Source organism: Paraburkholderia sp. Cpub6, assembly GCF_014201065.1.
Classification (GTDB): domain Bacteria; phylum Pseudomonadota; class Gammaproteobacteria; order Burkholderiales; family Burkholderiaceae; genus Paraburkholderia; species Paraburkholderia tuberum.
The window spans coordinates 1-15552 of the sequence record NZ_JACHDM010000051.1; the positions used below are offsets into that span (position 1 = coordinate 1).

Genomic DNA, 15552 nt, shown 5'->3' on the forward strand with positions numbered 1-15552 from the left:
TCTCTCTTTTATTGCGTTTCGCTACGGTCATTGATGCTCCTGTTGCTGGCAGTCTCCTGCCAAATGACCGTTTACACAAAACTTTTTACACCCTCGTTGCCGCTAACGAGATCTTCAAAAAATGGCCTTTCACTCGAGGCCACTTATCCACATCCCCCTTTGGACAACTTTTGTAAAAACAGCCGAACACATTGTGGGCGAAACCTTGATAAATGCGCCGCGTTAACCGGTCGGCTAAAACTTCTCCCTGGCTCCGCTAACCTGTCCGCCCGCGCTCCCAAGGGTTATCGATTCTGCAGCGCGTTGATCCGTAAACGAACTTCCACGTTATCCACAGCCGAACGCCCCACTTGTTAACTATTACTACGTATACATATATAAAGACTATAAAAACCGGAGAAGCACGCCGAAACACGTGCAACGTATACGCACATAACGACAGCAACATCGCAGGACGCAGAACCAGCGAGCACCAACCCAGCCACCCACACCTCACCCCAACGGCAAACAAATCTCCGTAACCAACTCCGCAGGCGCAGTCTCCTTGGGACTGTTCAAATACTCCTCAAACACCGGCGCATCCGCTGCCTCCCTTCCAGACTGCACGAGCCAGGTCCCGTACAACCACTCATAAGCCGCTCGCATATCGCTATACGGCCCGACATGCCGCAACACCGCATATTCCCCACCGCGTATACGCGTGGCAGAAACCGCCCCACCCATCCCAACAGCCGAAGCCACTTCAGCCATCACCGGCCCCGGCAACAACACACCCGCCTTCGACCGCAACGCCTTCTCCTCGACCACTCCCGGATCATCGAAGTAAACCCCGATCATCCGCATCTGCGCCTCGAGCAGAGTATGTTTCGCAAGCCACCCCAACAAAGCATCAAAAGCCTTTCCGATCTGCATATAAGGTCCGACATGATCGACCGACAAAATCTCCATCGGCTCCACATAACGAATCACGATCTCACGAATCATCGTCATCTGATCGTCTCCTGAAAGCGCCGGCCGAAACCGGCTATGCGTGCCTTGCCTGCGATACTGCGCCGGCGGCACACCAAACACCGCGCGAAACGTCCGCGAAAAAGACTGCAAACTGCTATACCCCGAACGCTCGGCAATCTGAGCAATCGGCATCGAACTACTCGCAAGAAAACCTGTTGCGCGATGCAACCGTAAACGCCGCACGGTCGTCGCGACCGTCTCGCCATACATCGCCTGATAAATCCGGTGCCAGTGATATGGCGACAGACACGCAATCTCCGCAAGCCGTCCTATATCGTGCGGTTCGTCGAGGTGATCGTAGATATGGTCGAGCACGCGTGCGAGTCGCGTCTCGTATCGAGCCCGATGGTCTGATTCGTTCATGACTGGACCGCAGAAAATTGGCGCGAGAGGATGCGAACAAAGTATCACGTCAGCGAGTGTCGGCCGTTTACCAAATCCTGCGGATTTCAAGCGGTGCGCACAAAGGGGATTGAGCGCCTGTTGACCGCGCCCCGTGGACGCGAGCAGGAGCGCCAAATACAGCATCGGCAAACAGCCCCAATCTCCGCAACGTGACGCTGCCGCCGTTTGGCGCTATCGTGTAGTGAGCAGCACCAGCACCGGCACCAAGCAACCTGCAGCATATAAGCGCCGTTCCCATTCCTACCCGCGTTCGCGCGAGGCGATGGAGCCGCAAACATGAGCTACACCGAGTCGATCGGCAGTCGCACGTACCGCTTCGCCGACCTGAAGACCCTGCTCGCGAAAGCGAGCCCGCAACGCTCGGGCGACCAGCTCGCAAGTATCGCGACAGCGAGCGAAGAAGAGCGGGTCGCCGCCAAAATGGCGCTCGCCGAGGTGCCGCTACGCACGTTCCTGAACGAACCGCTGATCCCCTACGAAACCGACGAAGTCACCCGCCTGATCATCGACGATCACTCGCCAGCAGCCTTCGCCGAAATCTCCCATCTGACGGTAGGCGACTTCCGCAATTGGCTACTCAGCACCACAACCGACACCGACGCACTCACCCGCATCACCGAGGGCCTAACACCAGAAATGGTCGCCGCCGTCTCAAAGCTGATGCGCAACCAGGACCTGATTACCGCCGCCCGTAAACGCCCGGTCATCACCCGCTTTCGCAACACGGTCGGTTTGCCGGGCCGCATGTCCGTACGCCTGCAACCGAACCACCCAACCGACGACGTCAAAGGCATCGCCGCCTCGATGCTCGACGGCCTGATGTACGGCTGCGGCGACGCGCTGATCGGCATCAACCCCGCGAGCGACAACCTCGCCGCGATCACGAAGCTGCTGCAGATGATCGACGACTTCCGCCAGCGCTATCAGGTACCGACGCAGTCGTGCGTACTCACGCACGTGACGAGCACGATCGCCGCGATGGAAAAAGGCGCGCCGGTCGATCTCGTATTCCAGTCGATCGCCGGTACCGAAAAAGCGAACGCGAGCTTTGGCATTTCGCTCGCGCTGCTGCAGGAAGCGTACGAGGCGGGGCTGTCGCTCCAACGCGGCACCGTCGGCAGCAATCTGATGTACTTCGAAACGGGGCAGGGCAGCGCGTTGTCGGCGGATGCGCATTTCGGCGTTGACCAGCAGACCTGCGAGGCGCGCGCCTATGCGGTCGCGCGCAAGTTCAAGCCGTTTCTGGTGAACACGGTAGTCGGTTTCATCGGCCCCGAGTATTTGTACGATGGCAAGCAGATCACGCGCGCGGGTCTCGAGGATCACTTCTGCGGCAAGCTGCTCGGCGTGCCGATGGGTTGCGACATCTGCTACACGAACCACGCCGAAGCGGACCAGGACGACATGGACAATCTGCTGACGCTGCTCGGCGTAGCGGGCATCAATTTCATCATGGGTGTACCTGGCGCGGACGACGTCATGCTCAACTATCAGAGCACGTCCTTTCACGACGCGCTGTACGTGCGCGACGTGCTCGGTTTGCGCCGCGCGCCGGAATTCGAGGAATGGCTGGAGTCGATGCAGATCATCGACGCACGCGGCGCGTTGATCGGCGCATCGGCGCGGCAACCGCTGCTCGAGAGCGCGCGCGACTGGATGGGGATCGCATGAGCGAGAACGACGTACTCGACAAGGACCCGTGGAGCGCACTGCGTCGGTTTACGCAGGCACGCATCGCGTTGGGCCGAGCGGGCAACAGCCTGCCGACCGCACCATTGCTCGCGTTCAATCTCGCGCATGCGCAGGCGCGCGACGCCGTGCACCATCCGCTCGACGTGGACCCGCTGCACGCACAGCTGCGCGCGCAAGGTTTCAACACGCTCGACGTGCATAGCGCCGCGCCGGATCGCGAGCATTATTTGAGGCGCCCTGATCTCGGGCGGCGTCTGTCGGAGGAGAGTCGCGCGACGCTTGCTCGACTGCCATCGCAATCAAGCGATGTGCTGTTTGTGATCGGCGATGGTCTATCGGCGTTCGCCGCATCGAAGCAGGCTGTACCGTTGCTGCAAGCTATACATCCAAAGCTCGCGGGTTGGACCATCGGTCCCGTAGTGGTCGCGCGTCAGGCACGCGTCGCACTCGGCGACGAGATCGGCGAATTGCTCGACGCGAAAATCGTTGTGATGCTGATCGGCGAGCGGCCGGGTTTGAGTTCACCGGATAGCCTCGGCATCTACGTCACGTACGCGCCGAAAACGGGGTGCAGCGACGCCCAGCGCAACTGCATTTCCAACGTGCGCCCGCAAGGCCTCGACTATCCGCAGGCCGCGCACAAGCTGCACTATCTGCTCACGCAGGCGAGGAAGCTGGGAATGACAGGGGTGGGCTTGAAAGACGACAGCGATGAGCTGCTAGCCAGCGCTCCGACGCATCCTGCCGTGAACGACGGTTCAGCGTAGGAAGCAACGAGCGTAAACCTCGCACGCCCACTCACTTCCGCAACAACCTCAACCCATTGCCCACTACCAGCAAACTCGCACCGACATCTGCGAACACCGCCATCCACATCGTGCCGAAGCCCATCAACGTCAGCACGAAGAACACGCTCTTGATGCCAAGCGCGAGCGCGATGTTCTGCACCAGCACCCCGTACGTCGCCTTCGACAAGCGGATAAACGCCGGAATCTTCCGCAGATCGTCGTCCATCAACGCGACGTCGGCGGTTTCGATCGCGGTGTCGGTACCCATCGCACCCATCGCGAAGCCGATGTCAGCGCGCGCGAGCGCGGGCGCATCGTTGATGCCGTCGCCGACCATGCCGACCGTCGTGCCATCGCTCGACCATTGCGTGAGCGCGTCGAGCTTGTCCTCGGGCAACTGATCGCCGCGCGCTTCATCGACGCCGACCTGCTGCGCGATCGCCTCGGCGGTATGACGGTTGTCGCCGGTCAGCATCGCGGTGCCGACGCCGAGCCGCCGTAATTCGGCGACGGCGGCGCGGCTCGTTTCCTTCACCGTGTCGGCGACCGCAAACAGCGCGAGCACGCGCTGCGCATCGGCGAGCATCACGACGGTTTTGCCGTGCTGTTCGAGCGCATCGAGACGCGCTTCGAGTTGCGGCGAGCAGCGGCCCAGTTCCTCGACCAGGCGATGATTGCCGAGCCAGTACCCGATACCGTCGATATCGCCGCGCACGCCGCGTCCAGCGATCGCTTCGAATGCGTCGACATGTAGGTGTTCGACGCCGTCGTCATTGGCGGCAGCAGCGATCGCCATCGAAACAGGGTGGTCGGAGCGGCCCGCGAGGCTTGCCGCAAGCGTACGGTATCGGAACGTTTCACCCGCGTCATCAACCACCTCAAACTCCGTCTGCACTGGCTTCCCGTGCGTAATCGTCCCGGTCTTATCGAGCGCCAGCCGGGTCAGCTTGCGACCCTGTTCGAGATAAACGCCACCCTTGATCAGAATCCCCTTGCGCGCCGCGGCCGCGAGCCCGCTGACGATCGTCACCGGCGTCGAAATCACCAGCGCGCACGGACACGCGATCACGAGCAGCACCAGCGCCTTGTACACCCACGCGTGCCACGCTCCGCCGAACACGAGTGGTGGGACCAGAGCGACGGCGAGCGCAATCGCGAACACGATCGGCGTATAAACGCGCGCGAATTCATCGACGAAGCGCTGCGTCGGCGCCTTCGTGCCCTGCGCCTCCTCGACCGCGTGGATGATCCGCGCGAGCGTCGTGTTGCCGGCGGCCGCCGTCACTTGATAATCGAACGAGCCCGCCTGGTTGATCGTGCCGGCGAATACGGCGTCGCCGATCGCCTTGTCGACGGGCAGGCTCTCGCCGGTGATCGGCGCCTGATCGACGCTCGAGCGGCCCGCGACGATTTCGCCATCGAGCGCGATCCGCTCGCCCGGCTTCACGCGCACGAGCGTCCCGGGCACGATCGCGTCGACGCGGACGGGCTGCCACGCTCCATCGGGCTGCTGCACGCTGGCCTGTCCGGGCGTGAGCCGCATGAGCCCTTCGATCGCGTTGCGCGCGCGGTCGAGCGAGCGCACCTCGATCAGCTCGGCGATCGTGAAGAGCACCATCACCATTGCGGCTTCGGGCCACTGGCCGAGCAGCGCCGCGCCGGTCACGGCGATGCTCATCAGCGCGTTGATGTTCAAGTTGCCGTTGCGCAGCGCGACCCAGCCCTTGCGATATGTCGTGAGGCCACAGGAGGCAATCGCGACGACCGCCATACCCGCCACCACCCAGGCCGGCGCGCCGAGCCAGCTAGCGGCTTCTGAGGCTCCCGCGACGATGCCGGCGAGGATCAGGGGCCACCACGGCTTGCGCATTGCGTCAGTGGCTGCCTGGGGCACCGCGTTGGCGTTCCCACCCTTTCCGGCGTCGCTTGCCAGTTCGGGCGTGAAGTCGAGCGAGCGCAGGGCGGCGAGGACCGACTCGAGCGCCTCCGGCGCGTGGACGACAGTCAGCACGCGCTGCATCAGGTTGAAGTCCATGCTACGCACGACCGGCATACGGCCGAGTTTCTTGCGGATCAGCGCTTCCTCGGTCGGGCAGTCCATCTGCAGGATGCGGATTGCGGTGCGAAGGTCGTCGCCGAGGGCTTCGGTCGGAGGCAGGCGCAGCGACGCAAGCGCAAAAGCGCTAGCGGCGCAGCAAGCGACAGCAGCGTGATCATGGGCGTGGCCGTGAGCATGGTAGCGCCGCGCATCAACGTCGCCGCAACCCCCGTGTGTACAGGCTTCCTCCCGTTCCGGACGATCGGTGGCAATACGGCTGCTGTCAGGCATTGGTGGCTTCCTCGTGCGATTTGTGGTCTAGTAAACACCCTGAAGCCACTACAAGGTCAAGGCCGCGTGGAGGAAGGGTCCATGAAAATCGGCGAACTGGCGAAAATCGCCCATTGCACGACGGAAACCATCCGTTTCTACGAGAAAGAGCGCCTGCTGCCCGAGGCGGAGCGCACCGAAGCCAATTACCGCAGTTACACGGCAAAGCATGTCGAGCGCCTGCGCTTCATCCGCAATTGCCGCGCGCTCGACATGACTCACGACGAAATCCGCGCATTGCTGCGTCTGACCGACGCGCCGGCGAACGGCTGCGGCGGCATGCATACGCTGGTCGACGAGCACATCGCGCACGTCGACACGCGTATCGAAGAACTGCAGCAACTGAAGGCGCAACTGACAACGCTGCGCGACCAATGCCACGGCGAGCATCCGGTCGAAGACTGCGGCATCGTGCACGGCCTGACCGACATGGATGTGGCCGTGCCGCGTCCGCGGCATACGCATCTCGGCTGACGCCATGCTTGCCGTCGAGCGCTATCGCGTCACGACGCAGCGCCGGCGCGGCAACCCCATACACGGCAAGGCCGCATGTGCGACCTTGCCAATCGATCATCGAATCCAGTTGGAGAATCAACGTGTTTACCTGTAGAAACCAGTCCTGCGGCGCGCAGTGGGAGCAATCCGACGTCGTCATCAAGAACGAAGGCCAGGGGCTGCTGTTCCGCTGCCCCCTGTGCGGCGCGCGCAATTACGTCGAGCGTTTCGACGGCGACGACGGCGAGGTGCTTTACGAGCAGCTACCGGGCCGCCCCGACCAGGGCCCGGTGGCCGAGTAATCGCGATTCCTACAGACAATCCTATGAACAGTCCCACCCCCGCCGGCGCCGCATTCAGCGAGCTGCCGCTACCGCCCGCCACGCTCGCGAACCTGACGCAGCTAGGCTACGTCGAGATGACGCCGATCCAGGCCGCGAGCCTGCCGATCGCGCTCGCCGGTCAAGATCTGATCGCGCAGGCGAAAACCGGCAGCGGCAAGACCGCGGCGTTTTCGCTGGCGCTGCTCGCGCGCCTCGATGTACGCAAATTCGGCACGCAGGCAATGGTGCTGTGCCCGACGCGCGAACTCGCCGATCAGGTCACGCAGGAAATCCGCCGTCTCGCGCGCGCGGAAGAAAACATCAAGGTGCTGACCTTGTGCGGCGGCACGCCGATGCGTCCGCAGACGGCGAGCCTCGAGCACGGCGCGCACGTCGTGGTCGGCACGCCGGGCCGCATCATGGATCACCTCGAACGCGGCAGCCTCGATCTGCAATCGCTGAACACGCTCGTGCTCGACGAAGCCGACCGCATGCTCGACATGGGTTTCTTCGACGACATCGCGAAGGTCGCCAGGCAATGCCCGAAAGAGCGCCAGACGCTGCTGTTTTCGGCGACGTACCCCGAGGGCATCGCGAAGCTGAGCCAGCAATTCCTGCGAAACCCGAAGGAAGTCAAACTCGCCGAGCGGCACGACGACAGCAAGATCCGTCAGCGCTTCTACGAAGTGACCGAAGACGAGCGTCTGCACGCGGTCGGTCTGCTGTTGAATCACTATCGTCCGGTCACCACGATCGCGTTCTGCAACACGAAGCAGCAGTGCCGCGATCTGCTCGACGTGCTGCGCGCGCAGGGCTTCCATGCGCTTGCGCTGCACGGCGAACTCGATCAGCGCGAGCGCGATCAGGTGCTGATCCAGTTCGCGAACCGCAGCTGCTCGGTGCTCGTCGCGACCGACGTCGCCGCGCGCGGCCTCGACATCGCGCAACTCGAAGCGGTGATCAACGTCGACGTGACGCCGGACCCGGAAGTGCACACGCATCGCATCGGCCGCACGGGCCGCGCCGATCAGGAAGGCTGGGCACTGAGTCTCGCGAGCATGGACGAGATGGGGCGCGTCGGTGGAATCGAGCAGGCGCACAAGCGCGACGTCGAATGGCACAAGCTGGCCGAACTGAAGGCGGGCAACAACGAACCGCTGCTGCCGCCGATGGAAACGCTGCAGATCCTCGGCGGCCGCAAGGACAAGATCCGTCCCGGCGACGTGCTCGGCGCGCTGACCGGCGACGCCGGCTTCGCGGGCTCGCAGATCGGCAAGATCAACGTGACCGACATGTCGACCTATGTCGCGGTGGAGCGCAGCATCGCGCGCGAGGCGGTGCGCCGGCTCAGCGCGGGCAAGCTGAAGGGGCGCAAGGTCAAGGTTCGTTTGATGGACGAAGCCTGATTCACCCGAAGCTCCGGCTTTCCTTGAAAGTCCAATAACTCGAAAACGGCCGCGTCAGCGGCCGTTTTCGCAACCGGGCCGCTCAGCATCACATTCCTTCATACCTACGCAGTTACCCGCATTCCCCGAAATCCGCACCGCGTCCCCGCAAACCATGAACCCGCCGGCTTAGGCCCGCGTCGAGCGGCTTCGCGCGAGCCATGAAGAAAACGCATGCCGCGCATGACAAAGTTTCGATTGTGAGCGTTCTTTGGCTGATGCCTAATCACCCCACCGGAAGGAACGCCCCGCCGCCGCCATTCGCGCGGCCGCCGGCGGGTGTAGAAAGGGAGAAAGTCTTATGCAGAGCGCCATGCAAGCCCGCTCGAAACTGCCGGACGTCGGCACCACCATTTTTACCGTGATCGGCCAACTGGCCGCGCAACACGATGCGTTGAACCTGTCGCAGGGCGCGCCGAATTTCGCGCCGGACCCGAAGCTCGTCGACGGCGTCGCGCAGGCGATGCGCGCCGGCCACAACCAGTACGCGCCGATGGCCGGCATCGGCGCGCTGCGCGAAGCGCTCGCCGACAAGGTCGAAACGCTGTACGGCGTGCGCTACGACCCCGCCAGCGAGGTGACCGTGCTCGCGAGCGCGAGCGAAGGTCTTTATTCGACGATCAGCGCGCTCGTGCATCCGGGCGACGAAGTGATCTACTTCGAGCCGTCGTTCGACAGCTACGGCCCGATCGTGCGCCTGCAGGGCGCGAAGCCGGTCGCGATCAAGCTGTCGCTCGATCACTTCCGCGTGAACTGGGATGAAGTCGCCGCCGCGATCACGCCGAAGACCCGCATGATCATCGTCAACACACCGCACAATCCGACCGCGACGATTTTTAGCGACACCGATATCGAGCGGCTGAAGGCGCTCACGCGCAACACCGACATCGTGATTCTGTCCGACGAGGTCTACGAACACGTCGTGTTCGACGGCGCGAAGCATCAGAGCATGGCGCGCCATCAGGAACTCGCTGAGCGCAGCGTGATCGTGTCGTCGTTCGGCAAGTCGTACCACGTGACCGGCTGGCGCGTCGGCTACTGCCTCGCGCCCGCCGCGCTGATGGACGAGATCCGCAAGGTCCATCAGTTCATGGTGTTCTCCGCCGATACGCCGATGCAACACGCGTTCGTCGACGCGCTGGCCAATCGCGACAGCTACCTCGGCCTGTCCGACTTCTATCAGAAGAAACGCGATCTGCTCGCGCATGCGGTGCGCGAATCGCGCTTCGAGCTGTTGCCGAGCGAAGGCAGTTTCTTTATGCTCGCCCGGTTCCGCGGCTTCTCCGATGAAAGCGACAGCGATTTCGTGCTGCGCCTGATCCGCGATGCGCGCGTCGCGACGATTCCGTTGTCGGCGTTCTACACCGACGGCACGGATTCGGGGCTGATTCGCCTGAGTTTCTCGAAGGACGACGCGACGCTGCTCGAAGGCGCGCGGCGTTTGTGTGAAATCTGAGCGCGCGAGAGCACACTCGAAGTATCGAAGTCATCAAAGTATTCGAAGAATGAAGGGAGATGTTATGAAGTTGCTCAAGTGCTTGTTGGCGCTGGCCTGTGCCGGCGCGTCGCTCGCAACATCGTCGGCCGCAAGCGCCGCCGATACCGCGACGCTGCGTTTCGGCCTCGAAGCGCAGTACCCGCCGTTCGAGTCGAAAGGACCGAACGGCGAACTGCAAGGGCTCGATATCGACGTGGGCAACGCGGTCTGCGCGGCCGCGCACATGAAGTGCAAGTGGGTCGAAACCTCGTTCGACGGCCTGATTCCGGCGCTGCAAGGCCGCAAGTTCGACGCGATCAATTCAGCGATGAACGCGACCGAGCAGCGCCGCCAGGCGATCGATTTCACGACCGTTGTCTATCGCGTGCCGTCGCAGCTGATCGCGCGCAGCGACAGCGGTTTGCAGCCGACGCCTGAGTCGCTGAAGGGCAAGCGCATCGGCGTACTGCAAGGCTCGATTCAGGAGACCTTCGCTAAGGTGCATTGGGAACCGGCCGGCGTGATCGTGCTGCCGTATCAGGATCAGAACCAGGTCTATGCCGATCTGACGGCTGGCCGTCTCGACGGCACGCTCGTGCTCGCGCCGGCCGGACAAACGGGCTTTCTGTCGAAGCCCGAAGGTAAGGGCTACGCATTCGTCGGTCAGCCAGTGCGTGACGACAAGATTCTCGGCAGCGGCATCGCATACGGCATTCGCAAGGGAGATACCGCGCTGCGCGATCAGTTGAACGCCGCGATCGCGAAGGTGCAAGCCGACGGCACGGTGAAGACGCTCGCCACGAAATATCTCGGCAATATCGACGTCAGCGCGAAGTAATCGCGTCGCGTTCGGGCGGCGGCGCCGTTTGCGAGCGGCGCCGCGCGTTCGCTTGTTGGCCATGCGTTTGACGCCTACGATACGTAGGCTTCGCGAAGTCGGAGACAACGGCGAAGTCGGCGGATCAACCGGAGAGCGCGCATGAGCGAGACGATCGAAGCGGCAAGCGCTGCGAACACCGCACGCGCAAAAGGCGCAGACGCGCCGCGCTTCTGGCGCAGCGCGGCGCTGCCGTTCATCGAGGCGCGTTCCATCGACGATGGCCGCAAGGTCTGCTACGCGAAACATTCGCACGAAACGTTTTCGATCGGCGCGGTGACGGGAGGCCGCAGCGTGTACCTGAACCGCCACGCGCGGGAATGGGTCGGCGCGGGCGCCGTCGTGATGATGAACCCCGACGATGTGCACGCGTGCAACCCGGTTGCCGGCGAGCGGTGGTCGTATCGGATGCTGCACGTCGACGTTGCGTGGTTCACGAAACTGCAGCACGAGCTGGGCTTCAACGAGAACCATGCGTTCCGCGCGTTTTCGCAGATCATGACGCTCGACGCCGCGCTGTTCGACGGCCTGAACCGGCTGTGCGCGATTCTCGCCGGTAACGACGACGACAACGACACGCTGCGCAAGGAAAGCGCGGCCATCACCTTCTTCTCCAGCGTGCAGCAAACGCTCAATCCGGCGAGCCTGCCGGAGCGTGCCGTGAGCGGCCAACTCGCGCGCGCCGCGGAGTACATCGCCGAAAACTGCACGCGCGCGCTGAAACTCGACGATGTGTGCGAAGCCGCCGGGCTGTCCGCGTCGCACCTGATACGCGCGTTCAAGCTGCGCTACGGCATGACGCCCCACGCGTATCTGATCAACCGACGCATCCAGTACAGTCGCGCGCAACTGCGTCGCGGGGCACTGATCGCCGATGTCGCGCTCGATGCCGGCTTCGCCGATCAGGCGCATTTGCAGCGCACCTTCAAGCGGCTAGTGGCGGCGACGCCGGGCCAATATCGCAGCGGAGCGTGACGCGGCACGAAGCCGCGTCGGGAAGCAGGCGCGGCTCGCGTCACTCCACGAGCAGATACATTGCACTGAGCGCGAGCAGCGCCGCCATCACGCGATTGAACACCCGGACCCGCTTCGCTTCACGCAGATGCCTGCGCAAAAACGTGCCGGCATACGCCCAGCTCGCGATCGATAGATAGCAGATCACGAAGTACAGCGCCGTGAATTGCCAGACGAGCCCGCCGTCGCCGCCTGCCGCATACGCGCCCATGCCGGCCAGCGACGCGAGCCACGCCTTTGGATTGAGCCATTGCATGGCCGCGCCGTGCGCGAACGACGGCCCGCGCGCCGGCTTGTCCGCGCCGAGCTGGCCGTTGTCGATTGCGAGCTTGTAGGCCATGTAGAGCAGAAAGCCCACGCCCGCCCATTTGACGATCTCGATCAGATTGGGAAAGCGCGCGAGCAATTCGTCCAGGCCGAGGCCGATCAACAGAAGCAGCAACGTGAAACCGACCGTCGCGCCAGTGACGTGCCGCAGACTCGCGGCGAGCCCGTGCTGCGCGCCGGCGCTCAGCGCGACGACGTTGACCGGGCCGGGAGAAATGGAACTGGCGAGCGCGAACGCGGCCATCGAGAGTAATGCGGTCATCGGATGCCTCGAAACGTGAGTGTGCGAATGGATTGCGAGGCTCAACGGTAACGAGGCGGCGAGGGCATGTATTGAAGGAAATTGCCCAATCGATAAGAAGGTAAAACCGCTGCGGCTTCAACGGTTCACAAAAACATTAGGCGATGACGCGATGATTCGATAACAAACACGCGTTTGAATTTAAAAAAGAAATACGCGCAAACGTTACCGAGGAAAAACAATTTTTGAATTATCAGGTAAATTCTATTTATCGAAACTTATGATATGCCCCTATGCAGCGGGCGATTATTCGACCCGATAAACAGTCCGAAGCCTCGAAAATGCGTGATTCCACTTGCGTATGGATTCGCTATCTGCTGGGTGCTCTGTCTCAACAAACCGGAAGCGTAGTGAGCACTTCGACAAACTGAGTCCCGCCGTTGGAAACGCAGAGCACATGATCCACAAAAGAAAGGCCCGGTTTCGCGTCCTGATCGCACGGGCGCGCAGATGGCGGATGCCACGCGATGGCGTCATCTACGCGGGATGCGGCGTGGTGCTCGCAATGCTCGCGCTGTGTGGCTACGCGCTGTATCAGAGCCGCGAGGATGCGATTGCGCGCGCACTCGATTCGACGCGCGATGTCGCGACGATCACCGAGCGCGACATCGCGCGCAATTTCGAGCTGTACGCGCTGTCGCTGCAGGCCGTCGCCGATGGCCTCGGGCGTCCGGGCGTGCTCGATTCGCCGCGTTTGCGGCGCGAGATCCTGTTCGATCGCGCGGCGACCGGGCAATACGTCGGCGCGATGGTGGTGATCGACGCACTGGGCAACGTCGTGATCGATTCGGATAGCGACGTGCCGCGCGGGGGAAACCTCTCGGACCGTCCGTACTTCAGGATTCATCGTGAAGATCCGGATCTCGGGCTCGATGTCAGCGCGCCGTACAACTCGAGACTCAGACCCGGTTCGCGCAGCATCGCGCTGAGCCGGCGACTGTCCCGGCCTGACGGATCGTTTGCGGGAATCGTCGCGCTCGGTATCGATCAGGAGTATTTCACGAGCCTGTTCGCGGATCTGCGGATCGGGCAGCATGGCTCGGTGTCGATCGTCAGAACGGACGGCACGATCATCGTGCGACGGCCCGACGATCGACACGTGACGGGCAGCGACATCAGCAAGACGGCGTTCTTCCAGCACCTGCTCGCGAAAGACGAGGGCAGCTTTATCGCGTCTTCGCCGCTCGACGACGCCGAGCGGCTTTACTCGTTCAGACGGATTCCGCAATTGCCGCTGATCGTGCTGGTCGCCGAGGCGACCGACGATATCTATGCGGGCTGGTGGGGGCGCGCGCTGACGATCGGTTCGCTGATGCTGATCTTCGGGATCGGCGTGATCGTGTTGGCGGCGTGGCTCGGCGCCGAGTTGCGGCGTCGACAGCGGGTGGAGCACGAGCTCGAACGGCTTGCCGGCACGGACGGACTCACCGGCCTGCCCAATCGCCGCGCGCTGTGCGAAACGCTCGAGCGCGAATGGCTGCGCGCGCGCCGCACGGGCAGCGTGTTATCGCTGCTGTTCGTCGATATCGATCACTTCAAAGCCTATAACGATACGTACGGTCACCAGGCCGGCGACGTCGCGCTGACCGCGGTCGCGCGCTGCATCCGCAGGGTGATCAAGCGGCCGGGCGATTGCGTCGGTCGATACGGCGGCGAGGAATTCGTCGTGGTGCTACCGGATACCGACGCCGCCGGTGCCGGGGTGGTCGGCGAGAACATCCGCGTGGCGATCGGCGAGTTGGGCATCGCGCACCTGGGCTGCGAGTTCGGTCGCGTGACGGTCAGCATCGGCGCGACCACGTCGCGGTCGGATCGGGTGACGGATGTCAGCGTCGTCGTTCGGGCTGCCGATGAGGCGTTGTATACGGCGAAGGCCGGTGGCAGGAATAGGGTTGCGCAAATGGGAGTTGGGTGACCGATCGCTCCTGATTTTTCTGCACCGGAAATGAAGAAGGGTTGCGACGCTTTCGCGTGCAACCCTTTCTGATTTCCGCGACGTGCTACCTCGCGCGGTTGTCGATGCCTGGATTAGAACGAGCCAGCGATAACGCGCACCAGCCCACTGCGCAGCGGCGGCGCTGCTTCAGCGAACTCGAGATTCACCTTGTTGGCGACGCTCAAGATGCGGGTCTGATACGTACGGTAGTTCGTATCTTCGCTGTAGGTCACGGTTGTGCCGCCACTGTTGCCTTGGTGCAGGTTGTGTGTGGAGTTTTCGTGGCTCGCTACGCCACTGTGCTGGCGCTCCTTGATTTGCACGTCGGTAATGGCGGTGTAGTACACGTCTTTAACTGCAGCGTTGGCGACCAGTTCAATCAGGCCGCCCGCGAGGGCCGCGCCAGCGATCGGCGCGGCATGCGTGCTACCAAACGATGCCGCGGCGGCCGCGCCAAGAAAGGCACCGCCAAGAGGGGCGCCATATCCGCCGAATGCTTCCTGGGCCGCCGACGGAGCGACCTTGCCTACCTGCAGGATGTTTGCCTGAAGAATATATTGCGCATGGTCGGGGTCTCCGACGATGCGGTATCCCTTGCCCGAGACGGCCGCTTTCACGTCAGCCGCGATGTCGAAATCAGGCTTGTCGGAGGTATTGCGGATCTGCACGAACACAGTCTTTTTCGAATCGGCGACCGGGTCCAGGAAGATCGTGTCCGACATCTTTGTCTGGACATCGAGGTCGTGCTTGCTGATCGCAACCTGGGTCGCCGCACAGCCGGTCAGCAAGCTGGTGGTGCCGGCCGTAGCCAGAAGAACTGCTGTAAGTGCAAGTTTGTTCAATTTCATAACTTCCCCTGTGTTTCTGCAGCAGATCACTACGGTCCCCTGCTGCACGCTGGCCAATCATTTGAATTAATTTCTTCTCAGATACCCGTCCTTGCATTCTTGTGAGGAAAGGAAGGGCATGTGGAATATCGGCCGCTAGCTTGAGAATCTTTAGAGCGTGTTAGGCACTTTCTGTCAGACCTGGTAACCTGGCGGGATGATAGAACGCAAGCCATACCCGACAGATGTTTCGGACGAGGAATGGA

At 62.6% G+C, this 15552-nt stretch carries 13 protein-coding genes; 9 read left to right on the forward strand and 4 right to left on the reverse strand.

The features are described 5' to 3' along the window. Positions 1 to 492: 492 nt before the first annotated feature. On the reverse strand, positions 493 to 1374 hold the full coding sequence (locus HDG33_RS35665; protein WP_184040795.1) for a GyrI-like domain-containing protein: 882 nt from the start codon (positions 1372 to 1374) through the stop codon (positions 493 to 495). Between the two features lie 318 nt (positions 1375 to 1692). On the opposite strand from HDG33_RS35665, the gene HDG33_RS35670 reads away from it, so the two are divergent. Both HDG33_RS35670 and eutC read left to right on the forward strand, forming a co-directional pair. After that, the gene (locus HDG33_RS35670; protein WP_184040799.1) at positions 1693 to 3087 is read left to right on the forward strand and encodes an ethanolamine ammonia-lyase subunit EutB; all 1395 of its coding nucleotides are present in this window, start codon (positions 1693 to 1695) and stop codon (positions 3085 to 3087) included. Further along, on the forward strand, positions 3084 to 3875 hold the full coding sequence (gene eutC, locus HDG33_RS35675; RefSeq protein WP_184040802.1) for an ethanolamine ammonia-lyase subunit EutC: 792 nt from the start codon (positions 3084 to 3086) through the stop codon (positions 3873 to 3875). The genes HDG33_RS35670 and eutC overlap by 4 nt, the downstream gene beginning before the upstream one ends. 31 nt (positions 3876 to 3906) lie before the next feature. Here the strand turns inward: eutC and HDG33_RS35680 are convergent, their stop codons facing one another. Beyond that, positions 3907 to 6225 (reverse strand): heavy metal translocating P-type ATPase, encoded by a 2319-nt coding sequence (locus tag HDG33_RS35680; protein WP_184040805.1) that lies wholly within the window; start codon positions 6223 to 6225, stop codon positions 3907 to 3909. Positions 6226 to 6306: 81 nt separating this feature from the next. Between HDG33_RS35680 and cadR the strand changes: the two genes are divergently transcribed. From cadR to HDG33_RS35710, 6 genes are all read left to right on the forward strand, one after another. Continuing rightward, entirely contained in the window at positions 6307 to 6738 is a 432-nt protein-coding gene (gene cadR / locus HDG33_RS35685; protein ID WP_090802273.1) for a Cd(II)/Pb(II)-responsive transcriptional regulator, read from the forward strand. A gap of 122 nt (positions 6739 to 6860) precedes the next feature. Then, a complete protein-coding gene (locus HDG33_RS37905; RefSeq protein WP_184040809.1) occupies positions 6861 to 7061 on the forward strand; it encodes a hypothetical protein in 201 nt (66 codons plus the stop codon). 23 nt (positions 7062 to 7084) lie between these two features. Next, positions 7085 to 8488, forward strand: a complete 1404-nt coding sequence (gene dbpA, locus HDG33_RS35695) for an ATP-dependent RNA helicase DbpA (RefSeq protein WP_184040812.1) — start codon at positions 7085 to 7087, stop codon at positions 8486 to 8488. A gap of 340 nt (positions 8489 to 8828) precedes the next feature. Continuing rightward, positions 8829 to 9983: a pyridoxal phosphate-dependent aminotransferase gene (locus HDG33_RS35700; RefSeq protein ID WP_184040815.1), complete on the forward strand. Its 1155-nt coding sequence runs from the start codon at positions 8829 to 8831 to the stop codon at positions 9981 to 9983. A gap of 64 nt (positions 9984 to 10047) precedes the next feature. Further along, positions 10048 to 10842, forward strand: a complete 795-nt coding sequence (locus HDG33_RS35705; protein ID WP_184040818.1) for an ABC transporter substrate-binding protein — start codon at positions 10048 to 10050, stop codon at positions 10840 to 10842. A 141-nt stretch (positions 10843 to 10983) separates the two neighbouring features. Next, a complete protein-coding gene (locus HDG33_RS35710; protein WP_184040821.1) occupies positions 10984 to 11856 on the forward strand; it encodes an AraC family transcriptional regulator in 873 nt (290 codons plus the stop codon). Positions 11857 to 11896: 40 nt separating this feature from the next. Here HDG33_RS35710 and HDG33_RS35715 read toward each other — a convergent pair whose 3' ends face one another. Continuing rightward, entirely contained in the window at positions 11897 to 12484 is a 588-nt protein-coding gene (locus tag HDG33_RS35715; RefSeq protein WP_184040823.1) for a LysE family translocator, read from the reverse strand. A gap of 496 nt (positions 12485 to 12980) precedes the next feature. Between HDG33_RS35715 and HDG33_RS35720 the strand changes: the two genes are divergently transcribed. After that, on the forward strand, positions 12981 to 14438 hold the full coding sequence (locus HDG33_RS35720; RefSeq protein WP_260330715.1) for a sensor domain-containing diguanylate cyclase: 1458 nt from the start codon (positions 12981 to 12983) through the stop codon (positions 14436 to 14438). Between the two features lie 113 nt (positions 14439 to 14551). Here the strand turns inward: HDG33_RS35720 and HDG33_RS35725 are convergent, their stop codons facing one another. Further along, positions 14552 to 15307, reverse strand: a complete 756-nt coding sequence (locus HDG33_RS35725; RefSeq protein ID WP_184040829.1) for a complement resistance protein TraT — start codon at positions 15305 to 15307, stop codon at positions 14552 to 14554. Positions 15308 to 15552 lie beyond the last annotated feature (245 nt).